Annotated in this window: 14 protein-coding genes; 12 read left to right on the top strand and 2 right to left on the bottom strand. The window is 72.3% G+C overall.

Annotated elements, in window-relative coordinates; all coding sequences use genetic code 11:
• Window positions 1-14: 14 nt before the first annotated feature.
• From JL106_RS16380 to JL106_RS16350, 7 genes are all read left to right on the top strand, one after another.
• On the top strand, window positions 15-1,085 hold the full coding sequence (locus tag JL106_RS16380) for an ABC transporter permease (RefSeq protein ID WP_205261815.1): 1,071 nt from the start codon (window positions 15-17) through the stop codon (window positions 1,083-1,085).
• Entirely contained in the window at window positions 1,082-2,119 is a 1,038-nt protein-coding gene (locus tag JL106_RS16375; RefSeq protein ID WP_205261814.1) for a substrate-binding domain-containing protein, read from the top strand. The genes JL106_RS16380 and JL106_RS16375 overlap by 4 nt, the downstream gene beginning before the upstream one ends.
• A 72-nt stretch (window positions 2,120-2,191) precedes the next feature.
• The gene (locus tag JL106_RS16370; protein WP_236007809.1) at window positions 2,192-3,727 is read left to right on the top strand and encodes a mannitol dehydrogenase family protein; all 1,536 of its coding nucleotides are present in this window, start codon (window positions 2,192-2,194) and stop codon (window positions 3,725-3,727) included.
• A 91-nt stretch (window positions 3,728-3,818) separates the two neighbouring features.
• The gene (locus JL106_RS16365) at window positions 3,819-4,787 is read left to right on the top strand and encodes an asparaginase (protein ID WP_205261813.1); all 969 of its coding nucleotides are present in this window, start codon (window positions 3,819-3,821) and stop codon (window positions 4,785-4,787) included.
• Between the two features lie 148 nt (window positions 4,788-4,935).
• Window positions 4,936-5,391, top strand: a complete 456-nt coding sequence (locus JL106_RS16360; RefSeq protein WP_205261812.1) for a GntR family transcriptional regulator — start codon at window positions 4,936-4,938, stop codon at window positions 5,389-5,391.
• A gap of 5 nt (window positions 5,392-5,396) precedes the next feature.
• On the top strand, window positions 5,397-6,335 hold the full coding sequence (locus JL106_RS16355) for an ABC transporter ATP-binding protein (protein WP_205261811.1): 939 nt from the start codon (window positions 5,397-5,399) through the stop codon (window positions 6,333-6,335).
• Between the two features lie 62 nt (window positions 6,336-6,397).
• The gene (locus tag JL106_RS16350) at window positions 6,398-7,141 is read left to right on the top strand and encodes a hypothetical protein (RefSeq protein WP_205261810.1); all 744 of its coding nucleotides are present in this window, start codon (window positions 6,398-6,400) and stop codon (window positions 7,139-7,141) included.
• Between the two features lie 31 nt (window positions 7,142-7,172).
• On the opposite strand, the gene pdxY is transcribed toward JL106_RS16350, so the two are convergent.
• Window positions 7,173-8,066, bottom strand: coding sequence for a pyridoxal kinase PdxY (pdxY, locus tag JL106_RS16345; RefSeq protein ID WP_205261809.1), 894 nt, complete (start codon window positions 8,064-8,066; stop codon window positions 7,173-7,175).
• A gap of 173 nt (window positions 8,067-8,239) precedes the next feature.
• Between pdxY and deoC the strand changes: the two genes are divergently transcribed.
• Window positions 8,240-8,986, top strand: a complete 747-nt coding sequence (gene deoC, locus JL106_RS16340) for a deoxyribose-phosphate aldolase (protein WP_205261808.1) — start codon at window positions 8,240-8,242, stop codon at window positions 8,984-8,986.
• A 40-nt stretch (window positions 8,987-9,026) separates the two neighbouring features.
• On the opposite strand, the gene JL106_RS16335 is transcribed toward deoC, so the two are convergent.
• Window positions 9,027-9,869, bottom strand: a complete 843-nt coding sequence (locus tag JL106_RS16335; protein ID WP_328842547.1) for a DeoR/GlpR family DNA-binding transcription regulator — start codon at window positions 9,867-9,869, stop codon at window positions 9,027-9,029.
• Between the two features lie 570 nt (window positions 9,870-10,439).
• On the opposite strand from JL106_RS16335, the gene ilvA reads away from it, so the two are divergent.
• From ilvA to JL106_RS16315, 4 genes are all read left to right on the top strand, one after another.
• Entirely contained in the window at window positions 10,440-11,687 is a 1,248-nt protein-coding gene (gene ilvA / locus JL106_RS16330) for a threonine ammonia-lyase IlvA (RefSeq protein WP_205261939.1), read from the top strand.
• A 350-nt stretch (window positions 11,688-12,037) separates the two neighbouring features.
• The gene (locus tag JL106_RS16325) at window positions 12,038-13,183 is read left to right on the top strand and encodes an inorganic phosphate transporter (protein WP_407940185.1); all 1,146 of its coding nucleotides are present in this window, start codon (window positions 12,038-12,040) and stop codon (window positions 13,181-13,183) included.
• A 25-nt stretch (window positions 13,184-13,208) separates the two neighbouring features.
• Window positions 13,209-13,442, top strand: coding sequence for a hypothetical protein (locus tag JL106_RS16320; RefSeq protein WP_205261805.1), 234 nt, complete (start codon window positions 13,209-13,211; stop codon window positions 13,440-13,442).
• A 212-nt stretch (window positions 13,443-13,654) separates the two neighbouring features.
• Complete coding sequence (locus JL106_RS16315; protein WP_205261804.1) at window positions 13,655-14,176, top strand: hypothetical protein; 522 nt, start codon at window positions 13,655-13,657, stop codon at window positions 14,174-14,176.
• Window positions 14,177-14,179 lie beyond the last annotated feature (3 nt).

Below are 14,179 nucleotides of genomic sequence, written 5' to 3'. Positions count from 1 at the left end.
ACGAAGGAGTTCACATGTCGACGGCAAGCACGCTGCCCCCGGTCCACCAGTACGAGGAGAACACCTCCCGGGGCAGTGCGATCGGCGCCTGGCTCAAGGGCCAGTACGCGTTGTACATCCTGCTGGCGTTGCTCATCATCGCCACGATCACCCGTGGCTCGGTGTTCTGGAGCGGCACCAACCTGACCAACCTGCTGCTGCAGATGTCGATCATCGGCGTGGTGGTGCTCGCCGAGCTCATCGTCGTGCTCACCGGCGGGATCGACATCAGCGTCGGATCCGCTCTCGGGCTGGCCGCGGTCATCGCCGCCGGGCTGTTCGGCGGACCGTCCATCTGGCTGGCCCTGCTGGTGGCCATCGTCATCGGCGGCATCGTCGGCGCCGTGAACGGCTGGTTGGTGGCGTACCGCGGCCTGGAGCCGTTCATCGTGACCCTGGGCATGCTCGCGCTCGCCCGCGGCCTGGTCTACGCGTACGGCAACGGCATCCCGATCATCCCCGAAGCGGCCGCCACGTTCGCCTCGTTCGGGCAGACCACCATCATCGGCATCCCGGTGCTGGCCATCATCTGGATCGCTGCCATCGCGCTCATCGCGTTCCTGCTGTACCGCACCGTGTGGGGCCGGCGGGTCTACGCCATCGGCTCGAACAAGGAGGCCGCCCGCGCCTCCGGCATCCCGGTCAAGCGCACCCTGTGGTCGGTGTACATCCTCGCCGGGCTGCTCGTCGGCCTGGGCGGCTGGATGTTCCTGGGCCGGTTCGCGGCCGGCACCTCGACCGCCGGCAACCTGCTCGAGCTCGAGGCCATCGCCGCGGTGGTCATCGGCGGCGCCCGTTTGTCCGGCGGCTACGGGCGCGTCTTCGGCGCCGTCGTCGGCACCATCATCTTCACCGTCATCGCGAACCTGCTGTCCCTGCTCAACGTCTCGACCTTCCTGCAGGACGCCTTCCGTGGCGCGCTGATCCTGGTCGCCGTCACCCTGGCCACGGTCTCCTTCGCCAACTCCCGCCGCCGGACCAAGGCCGCCACTGAGACCGCCACCGACTCCCCAGCTTCCTCCTCGACGCCGGCCGGGCAGTCATGACGACCGGGCGGGGGCGCACGGCTGCGGTGCTGGCCGCGCTGCTGGTGGCGGCCGCGGCGCTCGGCGGCTGCGGGAAGATCTATCCGACGGACGAGCCCGCCAGCGGCCCGGCCAACGGGGTCAAGGCCGACGTGCAGGACGTGGTGGTCGGGTTCGCGCAACAGCAGCTGCAGGCGCCGTACTTCGCCGCGATGCAGGTCCGGGCGGAGCAGATCGCGCAGGAGCAGGGCTTCACGCTGCTGTTCCAGGCGGCCAACAAGGATCCCGTCGTCCAGATGAACCAGATGCAGGCGATGATGTCCCAGGGCGCCGACGTGCTGGTCGTCAACGCCACCAGCGTCAAGGGTCAGTTCGAGATGATGACCCAGGTCGCGTCGAAGATCCCGGTCACCTACATCGACACCAGCGTGCCGGGCACCGGGATGACCAGCGTCCAGTCCGACAACCTCACCATCGGCCGCGAGTCCGGGAAGATCACCGCCCAGCGGTTCCGGGACATGGGCAAGGACAGCATCTCGATGGTCATCCTGACCGGCCCGGCCACTGACGAGTTCGTCGGTCCCAACCGCCGGCAGGGATTTCTCGACGGGCTCACCGAAGGCGGCGTGGAGTACGAGATCCGGGCCGAGCAGTCCGGTGAGTACGCCCAGGACAAGGGCCAGGTCGCGGCGGAGAACATGCTGGCCGGCAACCCCGACGTCGACCTCATCCTCGGTCTCAACGACTCCATGGCCCTGGGCGGCTACAACGTCGTCAACGGCAAGCCGCAGTACGACAGCGTCTACGTCGCTGCGTCCGCCGACGGCCAGAAGGAGGCCCTCGCGCTCATCAAGTCCGGCGGCTGTGACGGCAAGTACATCTCCACCGGGCTGAACTCGCCGTCGCTGGCCGCGGACGAGGCCCTCAGGATCTCGATCGAGGTCGCGACCGGGCAGCGGGTGCCGGCCGACTTCCCGGCGGAGTCGTTCACCAAGGCGGTCGGCATCGGGTGCGAGAACATCGACGAGTACTACGACCCGAACAGCGTCTTCTGAAGCGGAGGATCCCGTGATGCACGTCCGTGGACTGCCGATCGGCGTGGGTTCCGTCACCCCGGGGCGTCGGCCATGACGGACGCCCCGGTGCGTGGCGCCGCCCGGGACGCACCGGCCGGCGACCTGGTGCCGCTCAGCTCGGCGACCCTGGCCGAGGTCGCCCGTCGCGTCCCGGTGCCCGGCTACGACCGGTCCCGGGTCACGGTGGGGATCGTGCACCTGGGCGTCGGCGGCTTCCACCGCGCCCACCAGGCCGTGTACCTGGACGACCTGATGGCCGCGGACGACTCCGGCGACGCCCTCGGCTGGGGCATCTGCGGGGTCGGCGTACTGCCGTCGGACCGGCGGATGCAGCGAGTCATGCAGGAGCAGGACTGCCTGTTCACCGTGGTGCTCAAGGCGCCCGACGGCACCTGGACCCCGCGGGTGGTCGGCTCCATGGTGGAGTACCTGCTCGCCCCGGACGATCCGGAGGTGGTCATCGAGCGGATGGCCGACCCGGCCGTCCGGATCGTGTCGCTCACCGTCACCGAGGGCGGGTACAACCTGCACGCCGTCACCGGCGAGTTCGACGCCGACAACCCCCAGGTCCGAGGCGATCTGGAACCGGGTGCGGTCCCGGCGACCTCGTTCGGCCTGGTCGTGGAGGCGCTCGCCCGGCGCCGGACCCGCGGCGTCCCGGCGTTCACGGTCATGTCCTGCGACAACATCGAGGGCAACGGCGATGTGGCCCGCCGGGTGTTCGCCGCGTTCGCCGGCCTGCGCGAGGCGTCGCTGGGGGAGTGGGTGCGCGAGCACGTCGCCTTCCCGAACTCCATGGTCGACCGGATCACCCCGGCCACCACCGACCGCGACCGGGAAGAGATCGCCCTCCGGTTCGGGACCCGCGACGGCTGGCCGGTGGTCTGCGAACCGTTCGCCCAGTGGGTGCTGGAGGACCGCTTCCCGCTCGGCCGACCGGCGGTGGACCGGGTCGGCGTCCAGATCGTGCCGGACGTCCGGCCCTACGAACTGATGAAGCTCCGGCTGCTGAACGCCGGCCACCAGGCGCTCTGCTACTTCGCCTGGCTGGCCGGGTACCGGGTGGTCCACGAGGCCTGCCAGGACCCGGCGTTCGCGACGTTCCTGCTCGGCTACATGGAACGCGAGGCCACCCCGACGCTCGAGCCGGTGCCCGGCATCGATCTGGCCGACTACCGCCGGACGCTCATCGCGCGGTTCTCCAACCCTGAGGTGCAGGACACGGTGGCCCGGCTGTGCGTGGGATCCTCGGACCGCATCCCCAAGTTCCTGCTGCCCGTGGTCCGCGCGAACCTGGCCTCCGGCGGCGAGATCCGGCGGTCGGCCGCGGTGGTGGCGAGCTGGGCCCGGTACGCCGAGGGCGTCGATGAGCACGGCGCCGGCCACGAGATCGTCGACCAGTTGGCCGACGTGCTGGTACCGGCCGCACGGGGGCAGCGTGACGACCCGCCGGCGTTCCTGCGGAACCGGCAGCTCTTCGGCGACCTGATCGACGACGAACGCTTCCTGGCCGCGTATCTCGACACGCTGCACTCGCTGCGCACCCGCGGGGCGCTCGCCACGGTCCGCGACCTCGCCGGCAGCTGACCGCCCCGGGACCCGTCAGCTGGTAGGCCTGACCCATGACGGGCGCAGCGGGAGGACCGGGGCCGGCGCGGCGGCGCATGGACGGGCGGGTATGAGCCGCCGTCCGCTCACCGCCGACGGCGCGGTCGAGCTGGCGGTGGTCGAGCGGTCCGGGTTCGACGAGTCCCGGCACCTGGGTGCCGGTCTGGTCGTGGACGCGACCGGTGCCGTGGTGCGCGGCGTCGGCGACGTCGGGGCCAGCATCTACCCGCGGTCGTCGCTCAAGCCGTTCCAGGCCTTGGCCGTCCGGCGGGCCGGTGCCCGGTTCGAGGGCGAGCAGCTCGTGCTCACGCTGGCCAGCCACGCCGGCACGCCGCGGCACCAGGACGCGGTGCGCGCGATGCTGGCCGCGCACGGCAACACCCCGGACGACCTGGGATGCCCGCCGGCGCTGCCGCTCGACCCGACCGCCGCGCACGCCGCGACGGCCCCGACCCGGGTGGCCATGGAGTGCTCGGGCAAGCACGCCGGCATGCTGGGCGCCTGCCGGGTGAACGGCTGGGACCCCGGTGCGTACCTGGATCCGGCTCATCCGCTGCAGCGAGCGGTCGTCGCCACCGTCGAGGCGGCCACGGCCGAGATCGTCGACCACATCGGCGTGGACGGCTGCGGCACGCCCGTCGTGCCGGTCACCCTGCACGGGCTGGCCCGCGCGGCGGCCGGTCTGGTGAGCACCGACGATCCCGACGCGCGGGACCTGGTGGACGCCGTCCTGGCCCATCCCTGGGCGGTCGACGGACCCGGCCGGCCGAACGCCGTGACCATCGAACGGCTCGGCATCGTGGCCAAGCTCGGCGCCGAGGGCGTCATGCTGATGGGCGTCCCCGGCCGGGCCGGCCTCGCGCTGAAGGTGCTGGACGGCAACCTCCGCGCGGCCACGCTCGCCGCGCTCGAGCTGCTGGCCACCACCGGGCTGGTCGACCCGGCGGCCGCCCGGCGGGTCGTCGACGCGGTCATCCCGCCGGTGACCGGGGCCGGCCGAGCCGTCGGGCGGATCCGACCGGGCGCCGGTCTGCGCTGACCGGACCGCCGCACCGATGACGCCCGGACCCATCCTTGACACTGTCGGGCTCGTGGGTACATTAGTCAAGTAACGAACCCCGGAACCCAGGGCGCAGCCTCGCGGGGAACGGACCACCTGACGTGAGGTCACGGTCGGAGGTGAGGCGATGTTCGACGAGGGGACGCCCCTGTTCGTCCAGATCGCCGAGCGCCTGGCCGGTGACGTCGTGGATGGCACCCTGCCGGAAGGCGCCAGGGTGCCGTCGAGCAACGAGTTCGCCGCGTTCTACCGGATCAACCCGGCGACGGCGGCGAAGGGCATCAACTTGCTGGTCGACCAGGGCGTGCTCGAGAAGCGCCGCGGGGTGGGCATGTTCGTCGTCCCCGGCGCTCGCGAGCAGTTGCTCGCGGCCCGGCGGGACCGGTTCGCCGACCAGTTCGTGGTGCCGATGCTGGCCGAGGCCCGCCGGCTGGGTCTGGACCTGGCCGCCGTGCTCGCCAGCGTCGAGCAGACCGACCGGGCCCTGCCGGACCACGACCCCGATCGAAGCGGGCCCGACTCCGGGTCCGTGCTCACCCAGACCCCAGCCGTGGTCCCCCGGACCCCGAAGGAGGCGTCGTGACACCCATGGCCACTCCCGCCGACCCCACCCGTACCGCCCACCTGACCGACGACCGGCCCGTCATCGAGGTCGAGCACCTGTCCCGCCGGTACCGGGACACCACCGCGCTCGACGACGTCAGCCTCACCGTGCAGCCCGACACCATCACCGGTCTGCTCGGCCGCAACGGGGCCGGCAAGTCGACCCTGATGAAGGTGCTGACCGGGCAGGAGCTGGCCAGCGCCGGCTCCGTCCGGGTGTTCGGCCAGTCGCCGCTGGAACACGACAGCGTGCTGCGCCGGGTGGTGTTCATCAAGGAGGGTCAGGTCTACCCGGACATCTCGGTGCGCCGCGCCCTGGAGGCTGCCTCCTGGTGCTGTCCCGGCTGGGACCACGACCTGGCCCGTGAACTGGTGGCCGACTTCGACCTGCCGCTGCGCCGGCCGATCAAGAAGCTGTCCCGCGGCATGCACTCGGCCGTCGGCATCATCATCGGCCTGGCCGCGCGGGCCGAGCTGACCTTCTTCGACGAGCCGTACCTCGGGCTCGACGCGGTCGCCCGGCACGTCTTCTACGACCGGCTGCTGGCCGACTACGCCGAACACCCGCGCACCGTCGTGCTGTCCACCCACCTGATCGACGAGGTGGCCAACCTGCTCGAGCAGGTGGTGGTCATCGACCGTGGTCGCATCGTGCTGAGCGGCGCCGCCGACGAGCTGCGCGAGCACGCGGTCTCGGTCGCCGGGTCGAGCCGGGCGGTCACCGAGTTCACCACCGGCCGCACCGTCTGGCGCACCGGATCGCTGGCCGGGCAGACGGTCTCGACCGTGGCCGGTCCGTTCACCGATCTCGACGAAGCCCGTGCCGCCGCCGCCGGACTCCGGCTGGCGCCGGTGTCGCTGCAGGAGCTGGTCGTCGCCGCCACCGGGCGCCGACGGGACGCCGCAGCAGAACTGAGCGCATGAACGCCACCGGAGCCACCCGGATCCCGACCGTCGACCGACCGATCCTCAGGCAGGAGAGCACCGTGCCCGGCACGTCCCTGACCTCGCGCCCGGCGCGACCGCGATCCGCGATGCGCGCCAACGTGTTCAACGTCGTCCGCATGCACCTGGTCGACCGGTACGGCTACACGTTCCTCCCGTGGGGGATCCTGGCCCTCGTCTTCGGGCTGACCTACGCGATCTTCGCGGTGGTGCACCCGCCGTCCTACGAGGACTCCGCGACCGGCGGGCTGTCGACCATGTTCATCTTCCTCACCGTGATCGGCATCCAGACCGCCACCCGGACCCTGCCGTTCGCGATGTCGCTCGGCATCAGCCGGCGGTCGTACTTCCTGGGCACCTGGTTGCTCGGCGTCGTGCTGTCGGCGGTGTTCGCCGTGCTCGTGGCCGTGCTCGCCGAGATCGAGATGACCACCCGGGGTTGGGGTGTCAACCTGCGATTCTTCGCGATCCCGTGGCTGCTGGACGGACCCTGGTACCAGAACCTGGCCACCAGCTTCATCCTGCTCATGCTGTTCATGGCCGCAGGCATGTGGTCCGGCCTGATCCACCAGCGCTGGGGCGTCCCGGGCAACGTGGTGTTCCTGGCCGGCTGGGCCGTCCTGGCCGCCGCCGCCATCCTGGTCATCACCTGGCGCGGCTGGTGGGGCGACATCTGGCGGTTCCTGGCCGAGGCCGACATGATCGGCGTGATCGGCGTCTTCGCGCTGCTGGCGCTGGGCGCGCTGACCGGGACGTACCTGACCATCCGGCGGATCGTCGTCTGACTCGGAACCGCTGTCCCGTGGCGCATCCGGCTCAGGCCAGGCGCCGCACCGGGAACTCGCAGAGTGGATCCGCGATGCTCTGCTGGGCGTCGACCAGTTGGATCTCCCGGCTGGCCGAGGCCGCGGTGCGTTCCAGGACGGCGTAGACCGAGGACGCCGTCCGGGCCAGCGCCACCTCCACCCCCTCGGCCAGATGGGCCAGGAACAGCGCAGCGGTCACGTCGCCCGCACCGTTCACCGAGATCGGCAGCCGCGGCGTGCGGACCTCGTACGCACCGGTCTCGTCCACCGCCACCATGGCGATCTCCGGCTGGTCGGTCTCGATCCGGCCGACCCCACCCGCGTGCTCCACCGAGGTGACCAGCACGGTCGACGGGCCCATCCCCCGGACCGTCTCCACCGCGGTGAGCAGGCCGTCCACCGACGCCAGCCGCGACAGGTCCACCGCCGCCGGGTCGGGCTCCGGGGCGGACAGGTAGGCGAGCTCGAACGCGTTGGGCGTCAGCACGTCCGCCACCGGCACCACCCGCTCACGGATGAGCTCGGGCAGACCCGGCAGCACGAACATGCCCCGCCCGACGTCGCCCATCACCGGGTCGCAGCAGTACACCGCCGACGGGTTCAGCGACCGCACCCGCGCCACGGTGTCCAGCACCACCTGGGCCACGCCGGGGGAACCCTGGTAGCCGGTGAGGACGGCGTCCGCGGTCCCCAGCACGCCGCGGTCGGCGATGCCCTCGATGACCTCGGCCACCACCGCGGGATCGAACACCTGCCCGCGCCACTGCCCGTACCCGGTGTGGTTGGAGAAGTGGACCGTGAGCACCGGCCAGACCTCGTTCCCCAGCCGCTGCAACGGGAAGGTCGCGGCACTGTTGCCGACGTACCCGTACGCCACCGACGACTGGATGGACAGGATGCGCATGGAGAGCCACCCTAGCCAGCGCCGGGCGAGGCGGCCGGGCGGCGGGCACGGTCGTCCTCCGGGGAGCGCGGTCACCCGGGAGCGCGGTGGCCCGGGAGCGCCGATCGGCGCCGTGCCAGACTGGCCGCGCAGACCCGTCCGCACGGCCGCCCGCGCCGAGGAGGGAAGTGGTCATGGCCGAGCCGTCCGTCGCCGCGCCCCCGGTCCCCGGGCCGGCCGACCGCCACCCGGCGCTGACCCTGCCGGCGGCACAGCTGGCCGGCCGGTTGCAGCACACGCTGATCGGTCACGGGATCGTCGACCGCGACGTGCGGGACCACGTGCGCGAGGCCGAGCACTTCGGGTTCGACGCGGTGATGGTCCCGCCGCTCTGGGTGGCGGTGGCGCGGGAGGAGCTGCGCGGCAGCGACATCCGGCTGGGATCCATCGTCGACTTCCCGGACGGCACCGGCACCACCGCCGGGCGGGTCGGGCAGGTCCGCTCCCTGGTCGACGAGGGCGTCGACGAGCTCGACTGCACCGTGCCGATCGGACTGTTGCTGTCCGGTCGCCACCGTGAGTTCACCGCCGACCTGGCCGCCGTGGTGGCCGCAGCCAGTCCGGTCGGGGTCAAGTTCATGCTCGAACTGCCCCTGCTGTCGGATCGGCTGCGGGTGCACGCGGTGCACGCGGCGGTGGAGGCCGGCGCCGCGTTCCTGACCCCGGCCTCGAGCGGCCGCGTGGGGATCGCCGATCCGGCGACCATCGCCTTCCTGCGGCACGAGGCGCCCGCGTCGGTGGGCGTCAAGGCCTCGGGCGGGGTGCAGACCATCGAGCAGGTGCGCTCGCTGCTGGTCGCCGGGGCCGACCTGATCGGCACGTCGTTCGGGCTGTCGATCGTGAACGGGACCCGCTCCAGCGGATCGCTGTACTCCTACTGACGGGCAAGGCCGCGGGCGCACCGTCAGGATCCGGCCGACGTCAGTACGCGGGGGCGTCGGCCCGGGGCAGCGCCGTCGGTCCACCGTCCAGCGCCGGGGTGAACTCGCCGATGGCGGGGATCAGGATCATCTCGGCCACCTGTTCGGTGAGCACCTCGGCAGCCTCCTCGCTGAGCCGGTCGTCGGTCAGCAGGGTGTCGATCGCGCTCAACGGCGCGATGTGGGCCAGCGCGACGACGCCCCACTTGGTGTGGTCGGCCACCACGACGAGCTGACGCGCCGAGTCGACCAGGGCGCGGTTGGTCTCCGCCTCCATCAGGTTGGGCGTGGTGAGCCCGGCCCGCTCGTCCAGCCCGTGCACGCCCATGAACACCATGTCGACGTGCAGCGACCGGATGGCCTGCACTGCGATCGGGCCGACCAGGCCGTCCGACGGGGTGCGCAGCCCACCGGTGAGCACCACGGTCAGGTCGGGCCGTTGCTGCGCGTGCAGCACCTCGGCGACCTTGAGCGAGTTCGTCACGACGGTCAGGTCGGGGATGTCGGCCAGGTGCCGGGCCAGCGTCCAGGTGGTGCTGCCCGCGGTGATGGCGATGGCCATGCCGGGCCGGATGAGGGTGGCCGCCCGGGCGGCGATGGCCTCCTTCTCCGGCACCTCGCGCTGGCTGGTGATCTCGAAGCTGAGTTCGATCGCCCCGGCCGTCTCCACCGCAGTCGCGCCACCGTGCACCTTGGCCAGCAGTCCCTTGCGGTCCAGCAGCTCCAGGTCCCGGCGGACGGTCATGTCCGACACCCCGAGCATGGCGGTCAGGTCGGCGACCTTGGCCCCGCCGGTCCGGCGGACCTCCTCGAGGATCTTCGCCCGGCGCATGGCAGCCAACACGACAGGGCCTCCTCGACTCGACGGCATCGGTGAACGGAGTGGACATGCCCGGTCGACGGCGTTCGGCCGGGCGGGGGACACCAGGGCTTCGCGGTGTCGACCGCGCGAGCCTAGTCGCCTGTGCCGGTGATGGACGCCGCACGCGCGGTACGGACCCGTCCCCCCTGGGTCCCTGGGGTGCGCAGATCAGCTTCGACCCCGGCGGTGCCCTCGGACAGCTGGCCCGCCGACCCGACCCGACGGGCGCCCTCTCCCGGGTGCCGGACCAAGGAGCACCGATGTTCCCCCAGCTGTCGACCGACGTCCGTCCCGGCGGCCGCCGGATCCTGCGCTCCCGGCTGGTGGGCACGGTGGCCGCCACCGCGGTCGCCGGTCTGCTGCTGGCCGGCTGCGGCGACCAGCAGTCCGGGGCCGACAACGCCGGCTCGGCCTCGCAGCCCCCCAGCTCGACGGCGTCGACCAGCGGGACCTCCGAGCGGAGCAACCCGTTCGCGGTGACAAGATCGAGGGGTGACCGCCGCTCCCGCCTCGCGCTCGACCGCTGCCCAGCGGGCGGAGCGTCCCCGTTCGCTGCTGGCCGCCGCGTCCGTCGACGAGGCCGCCGCCCGGATCCAGTCGGTGGTCGCCCGGACGCCGTTGCAGGTCAGCGAGCGACTCAGTGCGGTCACCGGCATGCAGGTCCACCTCAAGCGTGAGGATCTGCAGGTCGTCCGGTCGTACAAGGTCCGGGGCGCCTACAACCTGATGTCGCAGCTGGACGAGGCCGAGCGCGCCCGCGGTGTGGTGTGCGCCAGCGCCGGCAACCACGCCCAGGGAGTGGCCTTCGCCTGCCGCGCGCTCGGCATCAACGGGCGGATCCACCTCCCGCGGACCACCCCACGGCAGAAGCGGGACCGGATCCGCGCCCACGGCGGGGACCGGGTCGAGCTGGTCCTGGTCGGCGACACCTACGACGACGCCGCGGCCTCGGCGGCCCTGGACGCGGAACGCACCGGCGCCGTCCCGGTGCCGCCGTTCGACGACCTGCGCACGATGGCCGGCCAGGGGACGGTGACCCGTGAGGTGCTGCAACAGCTCGGCCGGGCGCCCGACGCGCTGATCGTGCCGGTGGGCGGCGGCGGACTGATCGCGGGCACGTCCGCCTACCTGGCCGAACGAGCCCCCGGCGTCCGGCTCATCGGGGTGGAACCGGCCGGGGCCGCCTCGCTCACCGCGGCCCTGCGGGCCGGCGGCCCGGTCCAGCTCGAGCAGATCGACCCGTTCGTCGACGGTGCGGCGGTGCGGCGCATCGGCGAGCTGCCCTACCGGACCCTGGCGTCCCGACCGCCGCTGGTGCGGACCGTGGACGAGGGCGCGGTGTGCACCCGGATGCTGGACCTGTACCAGAACGAGGGCATCATCGCCGAGCCTGCCGGTGCGCTGTCGGTGACCGCACTCGACCATCTGTCCGAGCTCGGGGTGGCGCCGGGCTCGACCGTCGTGTGCCTGGTCTCCGGTGGCAACAACGACGTCTCCCGCTACGGCGAGATCCTGGAACGCTCCCTGGTGCACGAGGGCCTGAAGCACTACTTCCTGGTCGAGTTCCCGCAGGAGCCCGGGGCGCTGCGCCGGTTCCTGGACGAGGTGCTCGGCCCGGACGATGACGTCACCCTCTTCGAGTACGTCAAGCGCAACGACCGGGAGACCGGCCCGGCGCTGGTCGGCATCGAGCTCGGCGAAGCGGCCGGTCTGCAGGGGCTGCTCGACCGGATCGACGCGGCGCCGATGAAGGTCGAGCGGATCGATCCCGACTCGGCGGCGTTCCGCTTCCTGCGCTGATCCCCGACCGGTCCATCGAGCGGGGGCGCGAACGGGGCCGGACGAGCCCGACGTGCCCGGACGGACCAGCGCGGGTGCACTCCGTTCGCTGTACGAGGCACTGCCACGCGGCGGTCGGGCCCCCGATCACCCGCACGCCCTGAGCGACCGCTCGGACCGTCACGTGGTGTTCGTCTCTCGTTCATGACGCGGCGGGCCTGCGCCCCTACTCTCAGTGTGTTACCGGGTCGCAACGACTGAGCAGCAGTGGGCCAACGGGGGCTGTGCCGTCGTCTCCCGGAGCGTTCCTCGATCAGCACCGGTCCGTCGGGGACCGGTGTCGTCCGCTGCTCACAAGGGGTCCTCGTCCCGTGGACATGACGCTCTTCCTGGTGATCCTCGTGATCGTCACTGCGCTGTTCTTCGACTTCACCAACGGCTTCCACGACAGCGCCAACGCCATGGCCACCTCGGTCGCCACCGGTGCGCTCAAGCCCAAGGTCGCCGTGTTGATCGCCGCGGTGCTGAACGTCGCCGGCGCCTTCCTGTCCACCGAGGTGGCGGCCACCATCTCCGGCGGCATCGTCGAGGACTCGGTGGTGACGCCGCTCATGGTCTTCGCCGGGTTGGTCGGGGCCATCATCTGGAACCTGCTGACCTGGCTGCTCGGTCTGCCGTCCAGCTCCTCGCACGCCCTGTTCGGCGGCCTCATCGGCGCCGTCCTGGTCGGCGCCGGACTCTCCGGGGTGCACTTCGGCACGGTGGTGTCCAAGGTGCTGCTGCCGGCGCTGGTCGCCCCGGTGGTGGCCGGCCTGGCCGCGGCGGGCGCCACCTTCATCGCCTACAAGATCGCCGCCCACCGGGAGAACGAGCGGACCGAGGCCGGCTTCCGACACGGCCAGACCGTCTCCGCCTCGCTGGTCGCCCTGGCCCACGGCACCTCCGACGGCCAGAAGACCATGGGCGTCATCACCCTGGTGCTCATCACCGCCGGCTACCAGGCCTCGGGCACCGACCCGCAGCTGTGGGTCATCCTGGCCGCCGGCCTGTGCATCGGTCTGGGCACCTACTCCGGTGGCTGGCGGATCATGCGGACCATGGGCCGCGGCCTGGTCGACATCCAGGCGCCGCAGGGCTTCGCCGCCGAGACCGCGTCCACCACGGCGATCCTCGCGTCCTCGCACCTGGGCTTCGCGCTGTCCACCACCCAGGTCTGCTCCGGGTCGATCGTCGGCTCCGGCTTCGGTCGGAAGATGGCCGAGGTCCGCTGGAGCACCGCCCGCAAGATGGTCTACGCCTGGCTGCTCACCCTGCCGGCCGCCGCGCTGGTCGGCGCGGCTGCCGCGTTCGTGGCCGACACCGGCGTCTTCGGCACCGTCGTCGTCATCGCCGTCCTGGCGGCTGCCGTCCTCGGCATCTGGCAGGTCGCCCGCCGCAACTCGGTCTCGGCCGACAACGTCAACGAGGGTCGCGACGTCACCCTCTCCGCCAGGCCCGAGGTGCCGGCCGGCGTCTGAGCCGAGCCCAGCGAGAGGAACCGTCATGACCATCGACTGGGGCGCCCTGGGCGTCGTCGCCATCGTCACGATCGCGGTCACCGTGGTCGTCGTCGGGATCTACGCCATCGGCGTGGGCGCGGCCAACGTGGCCGACGGCCGCGTCGCCGCCGGCCAGCGCGGAGGCGCCGCCAGATTCGCCTCCGCGCTCTGCATGGGTGTCTGCGCGCTCATCGTGCTGTTCGGCCTGTGGCTGATCATCCCGTACTTCCACCAGTGAACCCTGCCGGCCGCGGTTCGCCCGTGACCGGCTGCCCGCGATGACCACGGCCCCGACCGGACGACCTCCGGCCGGGGCTGTGGCCGTTCCTGCGCCGCGCCCGTTCCCGGCCGGTGCGGGTCGGTTGCTGCTGTCGGTGGCCGCAGGTACCGTCCGGCTCGCCCGGGCGGCGCCGCCCCGGGCAGGGAACGACGCACGGTGAGGAGCGCTGGGTGGACGTCGGTCGGTCATCGGTCCGGACGGCGCAGCGCACCCCGGCCGACGCGGAGCCGGCGCTCATGCTCTTCGATCTCCCGGCCGCGGCTCCGGGTCCGGACCGGTCGCCGGCCGACGGACCGTCCGACGACACCGTCGACGATGCGGGCCGCACCCTGCCTGCGGACGCCACCGACGGCCTGCCCGGAGGTGCTGCCGGGTCCGGTGCCAGCGCCGACGTCGAGGTCCGGGACGGCACCGTCACCGTCGTGCTGCGCGGCGACGCGACGCGGATCGACGCGGTCCGAGGACCGTGGGAGACGGCGATGCGCCGGCTGGACCTCCCGGGGGTGCGCCGGATGCTGATCGACGTGGCGCCGGTCGCCACCTGGTCGGACGAGGCGTTGCGCTGGCTGGCCGAGGTCGACCGTCGGGTCGCCGGCACCGGCGTCCCGGTGGTCGTCAGTGGGCTGGACGCGGCCGACCGGATCGCGCTGCACCGGTGGCGGCGGGCGCCCCTCGGCCCGACGCTCAACTGACTC

This window comes from Nakamurella leprariae, from assembly GCF_016918035.1.
In the GTDB taxonomy this organism is placed as follows: domain Bacteria; phylum Actinomycetota; class Actinomycetes; order Mycobacteriales; family Nakamurellaceae; genus Nakamurella; species Nakamurella leprariae.
This window is presented reverse-complemented; position numbering and strand designations above follow the sequence as displayed.

Excerpts from the sequence above, each read along its gene's own strand:
- JL106_RS16380 (WP_205261815.1), top strand. The coding sequence starts at position 15 with ATGTCGACGGCAAGCACGCTGCCCCCGGTCCACCAGTACGAGGAGAAC.
- JL106_RS16370 (WP_236007809.1), top strand. The coding sequence starts at position 2,192 with ATGACGGACGCCCCGGTGCGTGGCGCCGCCCGGGACGCACCGGCCGGC.
- JL106_RS16360 (WP_205261812.1), top strand. The coding sequence starts at position 4,936 with ATGTTCGACGAGGGGACGCCCCTGTTCGTCCAGATCGCCGAGCGCCTG.
- JL106_RS16375 (WP_205261814.1), top strand. The coding sequence starts at position 1,082 with ATGACGACCGGGCGGGGGCGCACGGCTGCGGTGCTGGCCGCGCTGCTG.
- deoC (WP_205261808.1), top strand. The coding sequence starts at position 8,240 with ATGGCCGAGCCGTCCGTCGCCGCGCCCCCGGTCCCCGGGCCGGCCGAC.
- JL106_RS16365 (WP_205261813.1), top strand. The coding sequence starts at position 3,819 with ATGAGCCGCCGTCCGCTCACCGCCGACGGCGCGGTCGAGCTGGCGGTG.
- JL106_RS16355 (WP_205261811.1), top strand. The coding sequence starts at position 5,397 with ATGGCCACTCCCGCCGACCCCACCCGTACCGCCCACCTGACCGACGAC.
- JL106_RS16320 (WP_205261805.1), top strand. The coding sequence starts at position 13,209 with ATGACCATCGACTGGGGCGCCCTGGGCGTCGTCGCCATCGTCACGATC.
- pdxY (WP_205261809.1), bottom strand. The coding sequence starts at position 8,066 with ATGCGCATCCTGTCCATCCAGTCGTCGGTGGCGTACGGGTACGTCGGC.